Here is a 15592-nt window from a genome sequence, read left to right as displayed (position 1 = left end):
TGTGGGTGTAGCTTAGATTGAGTGAGCAATCTAAATGTATGAATTTGACATTCAACATACCTGTTGATAATATGGAGGAACAAACAAAATAGCATATATTGCGGGGGGACTCTTTTGAGTTGAGAAGGTTAAAACCTGACTCTTTGAACCTGTCAGTTAACACTGGTGTAGGGAAGCGATTCATTATATTTTTAAGCAATAATTTGAATTGTGCTTTCCCAATTTTATTTAAATGGGAGAGCACTTTTTTATTTTCGCATGCTTAAGTGAATTCATATCGAAAGCCTCTGTCCTGTGATTCTATTTGTTCGTATTCAGAATGTTAATAGAAAGGTGTTTGGTAAATGGGTATTAAACAGGAGATTCAAAGTGAAATAATTCAGGCAGTTGAAACGGTAAAACAGATAAATCCGATGGCAGGTTCTATTACGAACTCTGTAACCATTAATCTAGTGGCAAACGCTCAGCTTGCTGTTGGCGGATCTGCAGCTATGGTATATTTGCCGGATGAAGCGGAGTTTTTGGCAAAAACCGGAGGAGCTACATATGTCAACGTTGGTACACTTCTACCGATTTATGAAAAGACATTACCCCATGTAGCAAAAGTATTGCATGAAGCAGGAAAGCCATGGGTGTTAGATCCCGTTGCTGTTGGTATTGGCTCCCTAAGGACACAACTTTTAAAACAATTTAAAGTATTTAAACCGACAATTATTAGAGGTAACGCCTCAGAAATTATCGCATTAGCAGGTTTATGGGAATTAGATGGGGGGACAGATGAATCAAATGTGCGCGGTGTTGATTCTACTGATTCCGTACATGCGGCTAAAAAAGCAGCAATTGCTCTTGCAAAGTGGACAGGGGGTGCGGTTGCTGTCTCAGGGGAAACCGATTTAATAACAGATGGATCTATTATAGCTATCTCTTATGGAGGGTCATATTTTATGGAAAAAATCACGGGTGCAGGTTGCTCGTTAGGTGGAGTTGCAGCTGTGTATGCAGCGGCAGCTAATCCATTTATTGCAGCACTTACTGCCTCTGCTGTGTACAACTTAGCGGGAAAAAGAGCTGAACTTAAAGTAGATGGTCCCGGAAGTTTTCAAGTACAATTTTTAGATGAATTATATAAAGCGACAGCTGAAGAGATTGCAAACAACCCATTTGATTTGGAGGAGGTTTAAATCGTGAATACATTAGTAGCAGTTGCAATTGCGCCTTTTGGTGTAGGAGATGAATTATCTCAGGAAATAGCCGAGGTAGTGAAAGTTATCCGAGATTCAGGACTACCTAATCACACTACAGCCATGTTTACAGAAATTGAAGGCGAATGGGATGAAGTAATGAAAGTAGTAAAAGAAGCGACATTTATCCTTGCCGAAAAAGGAATTCGAACGGAAGTGGTGTTGAAAGCTGATATCCGTCCGGGATACACAAATACAATCAATACAAAAGTAAATAAAGTGAATGATATTTTAGGAGGATAATATGAGAAACATTAAGAACCTTGATATTTCAGCATATTTAGTTATAGGTCCCGAAAATACAAAAGGACGTCCAGTTGTATCAATTATTAAAGATGCAGTAGAGGCAGGATTCACTTGCATCCAAATACGCTCAAAAGTCGCTTCTGCCAGAGAATTAATTCAATTAACACGTCAAGCAGCAGATGTCATTGAAGAGACTGGAAAATCCCAGGAAGTGACACTGCTTGTAAATGACCGTCTAGATGTTGTTTTAGCTGCTAGATCGCAAGGGATTAAAGTTGACGGCATTCATGTAGGACAAACAGATATACCGGTGAACGTTTGTCGTGAATATTTAGGGGGAGATCTTATTATCGGTTTATCTGCTCGAGTTGATCAATTATTTGACTATATTAAGACAGAGGATGTCTCTCAACTTGATTATTTTGGCGTAGGGCCGTTACATGAGACCTCAACAAAACCTGATTGCGGAATTGGGGAAGACGGAAAAGTGATTACGAGAAGTATTGACGATATTGCGAAAGTTGCTGAGCTTAGTTCAATTCCCGTAGTCGTAGGCGGGGGTGTAAAGCTCGCGGATATTCCGACCCTAGCACAAACTGGAGCACACGGTTTCTTTGTAGTATCTGCTGTCACGGAGGCCGATAATCCAAAACAAGAAGCAACAAATTTAGTGAACACCTGGAACAATTATAAATCCAAATTAATATAAAACATCAGATTAAGGAGAGTACGCAATGACTGCTTCCCTTGAGGACGTATATAAGAATTCCTTCTTACATCCAACTTTAATAATCCCAAGCTATTGCCATCACAATTATTCTCTTACTCTTATTCCCCTACTATTTGGTTATTACAGGTCCAACCAATCAATTTGTAATTTCATACACTGCATTATATAGCTTATTGTCGCTAGGAATGCACAACCTTCATATCAGCATAATAAAAGTCGTTTATCATACAATTTGGTACAGGGCATTCCTTACTAATGAATAGTAGGTGGAGAAAATTGATGAATCTTAACAACCCAAATGGCAGCGATAATAAAGAGGAACATAGGACCTCTATGGATAAATGGAATAAATTGATGTTCCGCAGCAAAAATGAGAAACGGTATGTCTCGAATAGCAATAATAAAAGTAGTAGCTCTAGTGAAACAAATATTACGGCGGTAGCAGGAAACTGGATTGTGGCTATCGGAACAATTGTATCGGCAATTGGGAGTACACCTTCAACCTTTTTTACTCAGCAAACACTGACAGACTTCAATGTAATCGGAAATATTCTGCAAGCCGGCGGAAGCGCAATTGTAGTGGAGACAGAAAACGCGGTATTAGATGTGGTTGGTGGTCAACTTTCAGCTATAGGAAATTTGGCTGTCGTAGCAGGGATACTGTCAGAGAACGAACAATCAAGTCAACTGTTACAAAAGCAAGGTACACTACTTCAAGTAGTAGGGGTAGGAATTACGATTAATACGGAAGGGGAACTGACACTCCTACAGACTATAGCAAATACAGGAAATATCATTCAGTTAATAGGCAATGTAATAGAAGTTTTTGCTGATACTAATACAAGTGAAGGGGAAGTAATGAATGCAGTTGGTGCTTGGATACAAACGGTCGGAGCAGTTATTACAGCATTGGCCTCCGATTAAGCTATAAAAGACTATCGAGTTAATTTTCTGAAAATTAACTGAATAATTTAACCTCTTAGTGTATATTTAAATTAAATAAAAAGTAAATACATTGAATGGGTATGTAATTCGGAAGGGGTATACAATGAAAAGGATTATTTTATCGACTGAGAGTGGAGCGGATTTACCGAAAGACCTGGTTGAAAAACATCAAATTCAAGTAGTACCGATGCATGTCATTATGGAGGGAAAAGATTATTTAGATGGTCAGTTATCTGTAGAGGAAGTTTTTGATTATCATAGCCGTACGAAAAAAATTCCTTCCACAGCAGCAACAAATGTACATGAATATGAGGATTTATTTACTAAAATTAGAACGGAATTTCCTGACAGCATCATTATTCATATTGGGTATACGTCTAAAGCTTCTGCATCATTTCAAAGTGCGTTAATTGCAGCGGAGAATTTTGAAAATCTTTTTCTTATCGATACGTTAAATGTGACAGGCGGCTTAGCTGCCATCGTGATGTACGCAGCTACTTTGCTTGAGGAGGAACCTTCTATTGAACCTGTACGTTTAATAGAAAAAGTAGAATCCATTGTTCCTAAAGCAAGACTGGCCTTTCTGCCGGGGAGTTTGGATTTTCTGAAAGCTGGTGGACGGGTAAGTAACCTAGCGTATATTGGCGGAGCCTTACTAAAAATAAAGCCATGCATTGAATTAAAGGAAGGAAAGCTTGTTTCAACAAGGAAATATCGAGGGAAAATGAGTATTGTTGCTGAAAAACTTTTACGAGACTACTTAGATGAATATGATATTGATAGAAAACAGCTGTATTTAATTTACTCAGTCGGTCTTGATGAAAGTATTAAAAGGCAGATGGAGGAAATCGCGAAGGAAACAGGCTTTGAAAATGTAACATGGATGCAAGCTGGAGCAATGATCTCTACTCATGCCGGACCAGGAGGCTTTGGAATAGCAGGGCTTGAAAAATAAAAAACGGGTTGTTAACGCTTGCTAGGTAATTTAGGAGTTGATGCGTTATGGAGAGAATAGTTTGGTTATCAGCTTTAACTTATTTTTTATTAGTTGCTTCTTTTACTTTTAGCTATTATGTGAGCAAAGGTCGTTCGAAAATGGTTGTCATTGTAATAGGTGTTGGAGCTTTGGCACTTTTATCGTGGTCGTTAATTGATAATGCAGTAATGGACTATCAGGATGCGAATATTGGATTGGGGCTTGTTCTTTACCTTATATGGATAATTACATTCTTTTCATTTTTGTTCGCTATTTTTACCTTCTTTTTCTCGAAAAAAGGAAAGTAATATTATATCTTACCAATATAATAAATTATAAAGGCAGTGCTAAAAGTACGATTAAACTTTTAGCACTGCCTTTCCTGTAACCGTTTACTTTTTAGGAGAGACTAAAGTTTCAAGAGCGATTTATGTTGGAAAGGGCATTTGCCTTTTATCGGTACAATATCATCACCAATAAATGATTGTTTCCACTCATTATGTGTCGGGTCACCATAGTGACCAATATCGGGATGTTTAGGAAGCTGATCCCATACCTCTACACGTTTCCGAACTTTTTCCCGAGACATGATCCCGCCTTTTTCAGTTCCTTCTAACCCTTCGAAAATTTTCCGAGGTTGAAATCCAAGAACCATTGCATTTCCTAAATGACGTGTTTTCCGCTTTTTATACGCAGGTGCATTTCCAAATACAAAAATTGGCTCTCCGGCAAAATGAAAATCCCATAAGTAATGTTCAGGGTCACGAGGACTGTCTATTGGCCATTCCACTTTATCTTCTTTATGCAAGTATTGTAGTATATCCCAAAATTGCTTTCGGTAATCTTCAAGAGAGCCCTCTTGCTCAAATGGTTCTACAAAGACGAAAAGTCCATGTCTCTTGTAGTTTGGCATCTTAAATAAATTAAGGAAGTGTTCTACTGCAGAAGGTAGATTGCTCCAGTCATCCTGATTAATATAGGCATAGCGAAGCTCACCTTTGAGCTCACCACTCATACCGAAAAAACATGGAAACGTTTTATCTGTTACCGTGTTATGAAAGGTTTCGTATTCTTTATAAAGCCAATTTGGCAAGTCGGTTCTTGTTTGAAAATCTTCCTTTGTTAATAAAGTATGCCCTTTCGTAATCATACAAACCCCTCCATTATCATTATCCAATTATTATTATATAGCCAATCATTACCCCTTCCTAAATTTCTTGAAACAATGGTACCTGAATAGATTAAAAATTCAGAAATGTTTACTGAATGTAAATCAAGGAAATGAAAATAAATAAGAGAGAGTTGAATTAAGAATCTGGAGGATGCCTTAATGGGTGATACAATTACAAAACATGATCAAATAAATTGTAAAAATGAATATGGAACATTAAAAAAAGTAGTTTTATGTGAACCGCAATATATGGAGATTAGAGAAGTGATTAATAATGTCCAAAAGCAATATAAACATGAGAATATTGACCAGGAACTTGCTATTGCACAACATCGGAATTTTGAACAAACATTAAGAAGTGCGGGTGTGGAAGTGATTAAACTAAAACCTAGTAAAGATCACCCTGAGCAAGTCTTTACACGAGATATTGGCTTTACATTAGGAAATCGTTTATTTATTTCAGAAATGGCGAATCCGATTCGTCAAGGTGAAGAGGAAGTATTAGCCCATTGGATGCATAAACATAATATTGCATATAAAAAGCTCTCAACTCATTCCATAGAAGGGGGAGATGTCATTGTCGACGGACAACGTGTCTTCATTGGAATCAGTCACCGTACATGTAAAAGTGCAATTCAATCTTTACAGAAAGAATTACCTGAATTTAAAATACTGCCAATTCAATTCAACCCAAAATATTTACATTTAGATTGTGTATTCAATATTCTTTCCTCAGAAGAAGCATTAATATATCCAGATGCGTTCGATCTGAAAACTGTAGAATTTTTAGCGAGTATGTACAATTTAATCGAAGTAAGTGAAAGCGAACAGTTTACAATGGGCACAAATGTATTATCTATTGGTCAGAAGCGGGTATTGAGTTTACCAATGAATCGTGATGTTAATTATCAGATGAGACAGCATGGGTATGAAGTATTGGAAGTAGATTTTTCAGAAATCATCAAGTCAGGCGGCTCATTCCGATGTTGTTCAATGCCTATTGTCCGGCTTTAAGAGGTAATAAAAATAATGTAATTGGCTCCTCGTTTCGTAATATATGTCATTTGTTCATTACTCATTCTTTATACGAACGAATCCTTGTTAAAGGGTTCGTTTTTTCTTTTTGCAAAAAAAGGTGGACCGCTTTGTAATGAGGATTACGAAGACATAACCAAAATCAAAAGCAGCCGATTTTAAGACCGGCTGCTTTAGCGTTACGTGAAATATTCAAGTTTCGCATTAGGAAAGAAATTTTCCATATAACTGTATAACTGCTCTTTCATTTCATCTTCTTCGTCTTTTTGATAAATATATTTACCGATTCCATACTTACCCCACTTAACTCGTCTTGTAGATTCATCCAGCTGTAATTTAGTTTTTGGATAATTTTTCTCAATGACATTTTTTGCTTTCTTAGTAAATCGGTGCTGAATGAATTCAAACGTTATATCATCACGAGCGTCTTTAGGTAATTCTGCATCAAGACGCTCAAACATATGATAGTATCCCTCTTGCCATCCTTCATGAAGATAAATTGGGGCGACGATAAAACCAAGCGGATAACCAGCCCTTGCTACTTTCCCAGCTGCTTCTATACGCTTTGCTAGGGGGGAAGTACCCGGTTCGAAATTCTTAATGACATAGTCGGCATTAATGCTAAATCGGAATCTTGTATGCCCGTTATGCTTAGCATCAAGCAAATGATCAACATGATGAAATTTAGTCACAAATCGTAATCTGCCTAATTCCGTCCGACCAAAATGTTCAATAGCTTTTTTTAATGAGTGGGTTAAGTGATCGATCCCTACAATATCAGAGGTACAAGCAGCTTCAAAACGCGTAATCTCAGGAGCGCGTTCTTCTATATAATGATCAGCGGCTTCAAATATTTCATCGACATTCACATATATCCGAATATACGGTTTACTCCCCATAGTCGTTTGCAAATAGCAGTAATGACAATGTCCCATACACCCGGTTGCAAGAGGGATGGCATATTCTGCGGATGGTTTCGATGTGTCAAACTTCAATGTCTTACGAATGCCTACAACGAGTGTGGATTTTGCAATACGATACTTCTGTAAATCATTGTCTCCAGGAAGATCGCGTATCTGATTATGGGAAGTGGTATAGCGAATTTCAATACCTAACCCTTCAAATTTTTCTTTCAGCTCTTTTCCAAGTGGATAATCTAAAGCATTCGGTTCAAAATAAACTAGCTGAGGCATAAACGGTTTATCCATGATTATCCTCAATAATGATAATCTGCATAAAGTTATAGAAACACATTGCGTTGTTAAGCTTAAGCACCTTATCACCTTCTTTTCTTTTTGGGATTAGTTTGTCTAAAGGACGAGGAATTATAATGGAAAATATTACAGTCCTTTTATAATTCAAAACCCGAAAAGGTGAAGGTAGTATAGGTATTGAGTTATAAATCTTCTTTTTGCTTTAGAAAATCAATGACTACTTCAACATACTCTTTTTTAGGATAAGTAAAATATAATTCGCTCGCTGCGCGGATTGAATCACCAAAAAAGAATCGTTCATATTGCATTTGCCTCGTACCAAATGAGCTCATTGTTAAATCCCAAGCTAAACGAAATATTTTTACACGATCCTCTGCTGTTTTAGTAGCTCCTTGAAGATATTGGTCTAAATCTGCTCTTATATCGGAATGGAATGCCTTTTTCGTAGGTAAGGTAATCATACCGCTTGCGCCTATAAGCTGAATTATTTCGATGTAGCGAGGGTACAGTTTTGAAAAAATATTACCGGCAACTTTCAATGGGAAAATAGCCGGGCGTAAATAGCCCCACTTATCTAATACTGCATTATTCTCCGATTTTTCCAGAAGTGCTTTCATCGTTTCTAACCCAACGATGATTTCTGACAGCTTTTCATGAATATGCTGATATTCGCGGACATTAATCGTATCTACAAGAAGCTCCGCAATACCTAAAATAAATTCTGTTTTCACAATCTGCCTTATCGTCACCTGATATTTAGCGAAGTGATGAAACGAACTTTCCATAAGGAACTTACCGGCAATTTCAAAGTTATTGTAAAAAAATATGCGCTCCCACGGAACTAATACATTATCAAAAACTATAATGGAATCTATCTCTTCATACCTTGAGCTAAGAGGATGATCAAAGTGGGAGTCCCCTCCTATAAAGGTATCTCTGCATATAAATTTTACGCCTTTCGTATTGGAGGGGATGGCAAAAGCAAAAGCTTCATCTTCTGCGAATACAGCTTTACCACCTCCAAATACTAGCACTTCATCTGTTAAACCACCTTGTGTAGCCAATAGCCGTGCACCCTTTATCACAAGACCATGTTCATTTTCTTCAATTATCTTCGCGGAAATAGGTTCATTTGTACGTTCGAAATAATTTTGAGAGCGATTAACTTGCGGTGTAATAAAAGTATGAGTGAGTGATAAATCATTTTCTCTTACTAATTCAAAAAATGCCTCAACATTTTCAGGGAAACAGTTTTCCTGTCCCTTCAATATTTCCGCTGAAGAGGCAAAGCTCATTAAAACGGAGTTCAAATAGTCGGGGCTTCTTCCTAAAATACCATAAGTATGTCTCGCCCAATGTTCAATCATCTTCCGCCTTTTCACTAAATCCTCTTTCGTTTTTGGTTGCAAAAAAGAAAGTCCAATAGGTTCTCCTGATTTTGGTGAAATAAAGGTCATTTCATCTTTTATTTTAGGATTATGCTGTAGGTCATAAAGAGAAGCTTTCGTTTTAATAAGACCTTTGAAAGCGGGGTGTTCAGAAAGTAACCCTTCAACCTTTTCCCCATCAAACCAAACTTCATTATTTAATTGATTCAGTCGATTAATATAAAATTCTCCAGTTATAGCACCCATGTATTCACTCCTTAAATTTCATGGAAATATAGAGCTAGGTCACTCGCTGTAAAGCAACAAATCAAAATTCTTTATATACGCAACATATGTCAATGATGTAAATGGTGTCACTATAGTACGTAAACAGGCTATATATTATAAAAACAGATGGACTTAGAAGTGCTTGCAGCTACCTCTAAGTCCATCTGTTTTAACGGGTATTTTTTTGTTTAGTTATAACTTGAATTTTGAAACAGAGTCCGATAAATTTTCGACTTGTTCATTTAAATGAGTAGCATGAATTGTTACTTCGGTAGTGGCTGATGTTTGTTCTTCAATCGAACTTGCAATTTCTTGTGTTTCAGCTGTTACCTCTGTAGTCATTTCATGGACTACTAACATTGATGAGAGCACAACATTTTTTTGCTGTTGCATTGTCGACACATTATCCATCGTTCTAGTAATAGATTCTTTCATATTTTCCAAAGTATCGGATAGCTGTTTAATTGCATTATTCACAGTATCAACGGCTACCTTTTGATTGTCACTAATATCATTTGTTTGCTGCATTACTTGAACGAGTTGCTCTGTATCTTCCAAAATACTTTTAATAATTTCCTGAATGTTCGTAGTAGCTGCTTTGGAATTCTCAGCTAATTTTCTTACCTCATCTGCTACGACCGCAAAGCCTTTACCGTGTTCGCCTGCTCTAGCTGCTTCGATAGATGCATTTAATGCAAGTAAGTTCGTTTGTTCTGTAATTTGGGCAATCAATTTTGTCACTTGAGAAATAGACTTTGTTTTATCATCCAGGTTGGTTGCTACAATGGTTACTTCCTGAAATGCTCTTTCTAAATTTGTATATGTTTCTTCTAATTGATCAACTTTATCAATAGTTGTATGTGCTTCAATGAGCGCTTCGGTTGCATCATCTGCCATTTGTTGAGATTGTAATTCAATAGTCTCAATACCGTCTGCTAATACTTGGAGAGCATTAGAACCATCCTGCATTTTTTCAGCCTGATTACTACTATTCATAGCGATTTCTTCAATACTAGTAGAAACATTATTTAATGCTTGTTCATTTTCTTTAGCGATAATTGCTAAACTATTAGACGAATTTCGAATTGCATTTGTATTTTCATTAACTTGAAGAACTAAACGATGAACTCCATCTAGCATCTGGTTATAATGGTTTGCTAAATCAGCAATTTCATCATTTGAATTCGTTTCAAAACGAGTAATAAAGTCGCCTTTTGCTGTTCTTTCAAATACTTTTTTTAAATTACTAAAAATCAGGATTAGTTTAATTGACATGAAATAAGCGATTAAACAACCAATTACTAATCCAATAATGAGTGATATCCAACCGTTAATTGTAAATTCCTTTAATTTTTCGGCAAAATTACCTTTATCTATAACAGAAACAATCTTCCAATTGTTTTTTTCTATTGTCTGTATTTCTCCCGAATAATCCATACCATCCCAGTTAAATTGTTCAATTTGATTATTCGTATTTGAATCATTTAAAAGCCAACTGAATTCTGTAGCTAATTCATCAGGTTTTAATAAATCCGAAACACCCTCAACTTTGCCGGAATTATCAGCGTTAATATTTTTTCCGTCACCATCTTCAATAAATGAAGAAACAATTAGACCATTTGGATCAACAATCATTAATTTGGAAGATGTATCTGTTTCAATACTTTCGCGTATTGAACCAATCGTTGAGAAGTCAATATCAAAGCCGACTGCGCCAACTAGCTCACCATTATTAAATACGGGAGCAATAACGGAAGTCATTAATTTATTTACACCAGTATCCAAATAAATATCCATCCATTGTAAATTAGGATTACTATTTAATTTCGCGAATGTTTGAGAATCGCGAACATCCCAATCGTATGTAATCTCTGGTGTCACATGTAATTTGCCAGTATTAAAATCCATGAAATACACGGCTAAATAATCATTATTTTGTTCATGAAGTGTTTTTGTTATTTTGTCTATTTGAGTATAATCTTTTTCCTCATTCGTTAAGATTGCCTCTATTACCTGACTTAATTGTAAAACAGCAGATTCATAATTCAATAAGCCTAATGAAACCTGATTAACTGCATTTTTAGCACTGTCAGCAGAGGTTTGACGATTTTCATCTTCTAGAATGTTACGCACGTTCCACTGACTAAAAATTACAGTTACGCCGACTGCTAACACAATGGCGCATGAGATATAAATCATCCACTTCACTTTTAAAGTCAAATTCTTAAAAAAGTTCACTTGTTTCACATCTTTCTTTTATCTAAATATTTACTTTTGCACCGAAAAGTAGAAAGGTAATCTGGATAAAAGTATATATATGTATAGGACTTATGTCTATAGAAAAATATTATATTGGGGGCAATTTGCATTATAGTTACAATTTTCTAAATAATATTACTATTTAGTGGGTATATTTATAAAAAAAACTAATAACTAATTAGAAATGGTCGAAAAATGGTTTTTGACAGTTGCAAATGTTATTGGAGGATAAATAAAAAAAGTACAATTGTCTATATATATATATAGTAAATATAAGGATTGGTGGAGGTTTTTAAAGCGAAAATTTTTAAAAATAAAAGCCTTGTTTGAAATAAATATTTCATTTTAACCTAACTTAAAATGTATTGTCAACAAAAAAATTGTATTTTTGTTTAAGAAATGTTATAATAGACTTACAATTGTGGTATTTCGAATTCTGCTGTAAATGCAGAAAGAATTTGGAATACGTTTTTTAATAGTCTTTTTCAAAATTAAGGTAAAAATTCAAACAATTGTGTGAGGTTTATTAGGAGTTATTTAATTTAATAATAAATTTACCTGTAAAAATGTGAAGGAGGACTATAATAATGAATCTAATTAATAAGAAAGTTACACATAAGCTCTTTGGTACGGGAAGTGTTGTTAAACATAATGATTCAAGTATCGAAATACATTTTGCATCTGAAAAAAAGAAGTTTGTTTTCCCTGATGTATTTGAAAAACACCTGAAACTTCATGATAAAGGTGATGCAAGTTCACTTGAAAAAATTATTGAAAAAAGAGAGCTTGAACGAAGAGAAGAGGAATGGCAAAAGGAAGAAGATTTAAAACTTTTGCGAAAAAACCAGGACCTTCGCCAACAGCATGAAAAACTTATGAAAAACCATAAACTTCATCCTGAGTCCCAAATGGTATTTTGGTGTGATGAAGAAGAGAAAAGTACAGCATTTTCAGAGTGGAAAGTTTTCTCTGGAGTTGCAAAAAGTGGTGTTAACAAAGGCAAACCAAACAAACCGATTCGATTGTTTGAAAATAGTGCGGTCTTGTTAACTTCTGTAGATTCTGACTCGTCAGAAAAAGACAGACGCATTTTAGGTGTTTATATGGTAAAGGAAGATTTTATCGGAAAGCTTAGCCAAGATGGTAATATTCCTGCCCATTCAAAGTTCAGATTGCAACTTACAGAAGAGGAAGCGAATCAAATGCTCTTCTGGAATTATTATGTAAATGAAAAGTTTACACATAAAATGACATGGAATACCGGCAAACACCGTTACTTTAATAATCTTTGGATGGCTCAAATTTTACGCGATATAGTATCGATTAAAACTGATCCACAGGAACGAGAGCTGGCACAACAGTTTTTTGATTATTTCTGCAAAATCAATAAAATTTCAGCTCAAGAGTTACCAGATCCAAATGGTGCATTAAAACGCATTTAATTTTTAGTTCCAATTCGAAAAGAGAGATTGCATCCGGCAATCTCTCTTTTTGTGCTTTATTTTAATCAGGCCTTCAAAACTAAATGGATGAATCACAAATACTTTTAATCAATCAAAAATATAACGAATTACATCTATTGCTTGGTCAACAGTCTCTACGGTTACATTTGCTTTATTGGAAAGCTCCTTTAAAGGGTGAATCAATGACTCCGGTCGAATAATAATAGTTGGCTTGTTCATAGCAATAGCCGTACTTGCATCCATTGCGGTATTCCACTGTTTATACTTTTCGCCGAATAAGGCAATGACAATATCAGCTTTTTGCATTAATACTTGTGTTCTAAAATTATTAATATCCGATGCTGCATTATCTTTATGGAAGTTAGAAGGCTGCTCCCCTAAAATTTCTTCGCCAATATTATCAGAACGATCATGGTTTGTTTGTGGAGCTACGAAGCGTAGGGGGAGATTATATTCCTTTGCCTTTTTTGCAACTTCTTCCCGCCAATTATCATGAATCTGTCCTGCAAGATATACTGTAAGTTCCATTCCTATCCCTCCTATTATTTTCACTATAAACTAATACTACCCAAAGTAATGGAGATTTTAAAGGAAACCTAAATGTAAGGATTAAGCAGGACGAAGATATGTTATGGTGGAAAGTAAGAATAACAAAAGCAAATAAGGAGATTTAAAATGAATATTGGTATAGTTGGGGCGGGTGCAATCGCTCATTTTTTATTAAAGGAAATTAACCAAAAGGAACATAATGATTTACGAGTTAAAAGTGTATTCGTTAAAGATAAGAGAAAGTACGAAACAGTTGCATCGCAATTCGAGGTTGAATTATTTACGGAACTGGATGATTTTCTAAGTTCGGATATTGACGTTGTAGTGGAAGCGGCGGATATAAATGCTGTGAAAGATTTAGTACCAGACATTATAACTCAAAAAGATGTTGTGGTGATTAGTGTCGGCGCATTTGTAGATACGGAACTGTTAACCAAAATCAGTCATCTTGCACACAAGTATAAAAATAATATTTATTTACCTTCAGGAGCAATTGGGGGCTTGGACGTTTTACAAAATGCACATGCCCTCGGTAAAGTTACTTTTGTTTCACTCACTACTCGTAAGCCAGCAAGTTCGTTAATTGCTGAGGAAATTGAGGAAGCTCAAGTCGTTTTCGAAGGAAAAGCAGCAGATGCGATCGAGCGATTCCCTAAAAATATGAATGTTTCAATTGTCCTTGCACTGGCCGGGATTGGTATGGAAAATACTAAAGTAACTTTAATTGCGGATCCACATATTGAAAAAAACATTCATCATGTTGAAATAACGGGAGAGTTTGGGGAAGCAACTTTTACGATTAAAAATAATCCATTGCCGGAAAATCCAAAAACGAGTTATTTAGCTGCTATGAGTATTTTAGGAACACTAAAGAGGATGAATGGGAAAATTAGAATCGGTGGATAGTGCTTTATTGACAGCGGCTCTTTAGAAATATAAGCAATATTGTAGAAGGAAACGGTTGAAAAGTATAAAATAAAAAAGTGTTTTTGAGGCTTGCTATAGTTTTAAAATAATATTAATGACAATTATGCTCTATTAATGAGCTTAACTTAAGGGATGAGTAACGCAAAATCCCATTTTGAGAGGACTTGAAATAGTATGAAAGAAAATTTTTGGAACGATTTACCGAAACCGTTTTTCGTTCTTGCGCCTATGGAGGACGTGACGGATACTGTTTTTCGTCATGTTGTAGCGAAAGCAGGCAGACCGGATGTATTTTTTACAGAGTTTACAAATTCGGATAGTTACTGTCATCCGGAGGGAGAAAAAAGTGTGAGAGGTCGTTTACATTTTACCGAAGATGAACAGCCCCTTGTTGCACATATTTGGGGAGACAACCCCGAATTTTTCCGTCAAATGAGTATAGGTATGGCTGAAAAAGGATTTAAAGGTATTGATTTGAATATGGGATGCCCTGTACCAAACGTTGCACAAAGAGGGAAAGGAAGCGGGCTGATTCTTCGTCCCGATGTTGCGGCAGAGCTGATTGAAGCAGCAAAAGCTGGTGGATTACCTGTTAGTGTAAAGACTCGCCTTGGCTATAAAGATGTAGAAGAATGGAAGGAATGGCTGACACATATTTTAAAACAGGATATCGCTAACCTATCGATTCATTTACGTACGAGAAAAGAAATGAGCGCGGTTGATGCTCACTGGGAGTTGATTCCGGAAATAAAAAAATTAAGAGATGAAATTGCGCCACAAACATTATTGACAATCAATGGTGATATTCCAGATCGTCAAGTTGGTTTAGAGCTCGCTGAAAAATATGGTATTGATGGGGTAATGATTGGGCGCGGTATTTTCAAAAATCCTTTTGCTTTTGAAAAAGAACCGAAAGAGCATAGTCCTGAGGAGTACCTTGATCTTTTAAAATTACAACTTGATTTACAGGATAAATATGCGGAAATGCTGCCACGTTCCATGTCAGGTCTACACCGCTTTTTCAAAATTTATGTTAAAGGCTTCCGTGGTGCAGGTGAGTTAAGAAATCAATTAATGAACACAAAATCAACGGATGAAGTACGTGAACTGCTGAATAACTTTGAAATAAACAAAGTCGAAGAAAATTAAAAATAAGAACAAAATTAAACTCCTGTGGACCT

The 15592-nt window shown here is 35.9% G+C and carries 15 protein-coding genes and 1 riboswitch; of the genes, 10 read left to right on the top strand and 5 right to left on the bottom strand.

Translation table 11 applies throughout. The features are described 5' to 3' along the window. Positions 1–92: 92 nt before the first annotated feature. Positions 93–192, top strand: a riboswitch (TPP riboswitch). Between the two features lie 152 nt (positions 193–344). From thiM to H9632_RS14435, 6 genes are all read left to right on the top strand, one after another. After that, complete coding sequence (gene thiM, locus H9632_RS14460) at positions 345–1181, top strand: hydroxyethylthiazole kinase (protein ID WP_191704775.1); 837 nt, start codon at positions 345–347, stop codon at positions 1179–1181. A 3-nt stretch (positions 1182–1184) separates the two neighbouring features. Beyond that, positions 1185–1484, top strand: coding sequence for an MTH1187 family thiamine-binding protein (locus H9632_RS14455; RefSeq protein WP_191704774.1), 300 nt, complete (start codon positions 1185–1187; stop codon positions 1482–1484). 1 nt (position 1485) lies between these two features. Continuing rightward, positions 1486–2196 (top strand): thiamine phosphate synthase, encoded by a 711-nt coding sequence (locus H9632_RS14450; RefSeq protein ID WP_191704773.1) that lies wholly within the window; start codon positions 1486–1488, stop codon positions 2194–2196. 300 nt (positions 2197–2496) lie between these two features. Beyond that, positions 2497–3141 (top strand): DUF6944 family repetitive protein, encoded by a 645-nt coding sequence (locus H9632_RS14445; protein WP_191704772.1) that lies wholly within the window; start codon positions 2497–2499, stop codon positions 3139–3141. Positions 3142–3265: 124 nt separating this feature from the next. Beyond that, a complete protein-coding gene (locus tag H9632_RS14440; protein WP_191704771.1) occupies positions 3266–4117 on the top strand; it encodes a DegV family protein in 852 nt (283 codons plus the stop codon). Positions 4118–4164: 47 nt separating this feature from the next. Then, on the top strand, positions 4165–4446 hold the full coding sequence (locus H9632_RS14435; protein WP_191704770.1) for a potassium transporter Kef: 282 nt from the start codon (positions 4165–4167) through the stop codon (positions 4444–4446). 101 nt (positions 4447–4547) lie between these two features. Here H9632_RS14435 and H9632_RS14430 read toward each other — a convergent pair whose 3' ends face one another. Next, positions 4548–5288 carry a YqcI/YcgG family protein gene (locus tag H9632_RS14430; protein ID WP_191704769.1) on the bottom strand — a complete coding sequence of 247 codons (741 nt, stop codon included), beginning with the start codon at positions 5286–5288 and terminating at the stop codon, positions 4548–4550. A 180-nt stretch (positions 5289–5468) separates the two neighbouring features. Between H9632_RS14430 and H9632_RS14425 the strand changes: the two genes are divergently transcribed. After that, entirely contained in the window at positions 5469–6323 is an 855-nt protein-coding gene (locus H9632_RS14425) for a dimethylarginine dimethylaminohydrolase family protein (protein ID WP_191704768.1), read from the top strand. 200 nt (positions 6324–6523) lie between these two features. Here H9632_RS14425 and splB read toward each other — a convergent pair whose 3' ends face one another. The 3 genes from splB to H9632_RS14410 form a co-directional block, all read right to left on the bottom strand. Then, entirely contained in the window at positions 6524–7552 is a 1029-nt protein-coding gene (gene splB, locus H9632_RS14420; protein WP_191704767.1) for a spore photoproduct lyase, read from the bottom strand. Between the two features lie 188 nt (positions 7553–7740). Then, positions 7741–9192 carry a 4-hydroxyphenylacetate 3-monooxygenase, oxygenase component gene (gene hpaB, locus H9632_RS14415; RefSeq protein ID WP_191704766.1) on the bottom strand — a complete coding sequence of 484 codons (1452 nt, stop codon included), beginning with the start codon at positions 9190–9192 and terminating at the stop codon, positions 7741–7743. A gap of 213 nt (positions 9193–9405) precedes the next feature. Further along, the gene (locus H9632_RS14410) at positions 9406–11451 is read right to left on the bottom strand and encodes a methyl-accepting chemotaxis protein (protein ID WP_191704765.1); all 2046 of its coding nucleotides are present in this window, start codon (positions 11449–11451) and stop codon (positions 9406–9408) included. A 608-nt stretch (positions 11452–12059) separates the two neighbouring features. On the opposite strand from H9632_RS14410, the gene H9632_RS14405 reads away from it, so the two are divergent. Further along, the gene (locus H9632_RS14405; RefSeq protein ID WP_191704764.1) at positions 12060–12914 is read left to right on the top strand and encodes a malate synthase; all 855 of its coding nucleotides are present in this window, start codon (positions 12060–12062) and stop codon (positions 12912–12914) included. Positions 12915–13022: 108 nt separating this feature from the next. On the opposite strand, the gene H9632_RS14400 is transcribed toward H9632_RS14405, so the two are convergent. Then, positions 13023–13463 (bottom strand): YtoQ family protein, encoded by a 441-nt coding sequence (locus tag H9632_RS14400; RefSeq protein ID WP_191704763.1) that lies wholly within the window; start codon positions 13461–13463, stop codon positions 13023–13025. A 147-nt stretch (positions 13464–13610) separates the two neighbouring features. On the opposite strand from H9632_RS14400, the gene nadX reads away from it, so the two are divergent. Further along, complete coding sequence (gene nadX / locus H9632_RS14395) at positions 13611–14390, top strand: aspartate dehydrogenase (protein ID WP_191704762.1); 780 nt, start codon at positions 13611–13613, stop codon at positions 14388–14390. A 195-nt stretch (positions 14391–14585) separates the two neighbouring features. Continuing rightward, a complete protein-coding gene (locus H9632_RS14390; RefSeq protein ID WP_191704761.1) occupies positions 14586–15560 on the top strand; it encodes a tRNA dihydrouridine synthase in 975 nt (324 codons plus the stop codon). The last annotated feature ends 32 nt before the right edge of the window (positions 15561–15592 follow it).

Source organism: Solibacillus merdavium (assembly GCF_014836935.1).
Lineage (GTDB): Bacteria > Bacillota > Bacilli > Bacillales_A > Planococcaceae > Solibacillus > Solibacillus ferritrahens.
This window is presented reverse-complemented; position numbering and strand designations above follow the sequence as displayed.

Bases quoted from the DNA above. Each gene is read 5' to 3' on its own strand.
- H9632_RS14440 (WP_191704771.1), top strand. From the start codon at position 3,266: ATGAAAAGGATTATTTTATCGACTGAGAGTGGAGCGGATTTACCGAAA.
- H9632_RS14405 (WP_191704764.1), top strand. From the start codon at position 12,060: ATGAATCTAATTAATAAGAAAGTTACACATAAGCTCTTTGGTACGGGA.
- splB (WP_191704767.1), bottom strand. From the start codon at position 7,552: ATGGATAAACCGTTTATGCCTCAGCTAGTTTATTTTGAACCGAATGCT.
- nadX (WP_191704762.1), top strand. From the start codon at position 13,611: ATGAATATTGGTATAGTTGGGGCGGGTGCAATCGCTCATTTTTTATTA.
- thiM (WP_191704775.1), top strand. From the start codon at position 345: ATGGGTATTAAACAGGAGATTCAAAGTGAAATAATTCAGGCAGTTGAA.
- H9632_RS14435 (WP_191704770.1), top strand. From the start codon at position 4,165: ATGGAGAGAATAGTTTGGTTATCAGCTTTAACTTATTTTTTATTAGTT.
- H9632_RS14430 (WP_191704769.1), bottom strand. From the start codon at position 5,288: ATGATTACGAAAGGGCATACTTTATTAACAAAGGAAGATTTTCAAACA.
- H9632_RS14425 (WP_191704768.1), top strand. From the start codon at position 5,469: ATGGGTGATACAATTACAAAACATGATCAAATAAATTGTAAAAATGAA.
- H9632_RS14450 (WP_191704773.1), top strand. From the start codon at position 1,486: ATGAGAAACATTAAGAACCTTGATATTTCAGCATATTTAGTTATAGGT.
- H9632_RS14445 (WP_191704772.1), top strand. From the start codon at position 2,497: ATGAATCTTAACAACCCAAATGGCAGCGATAATAAAGAGGAACATAGG.
- H9632_RS14390 (WP_191704761.1), top strand. From the start codon at position 14,586: ATGAAAGAAAATTTTTGGAACGATTTACCGAAACCGTTTTTCGTTCTT.
- H9632_RS14400 (WP_191704763.1), bottom strand. From the start codon at position 13,463: ATGGAACTTACAGTATATCTTGCAGGACAGATTCATGATAATTGGCGG.
- hpaB (WP_191704766.1), bottom strand. From the start codon at position 9,192: ATGGGTGCTATAACTGGAGAATTTTATATTAATCGACTGAATCAATTA.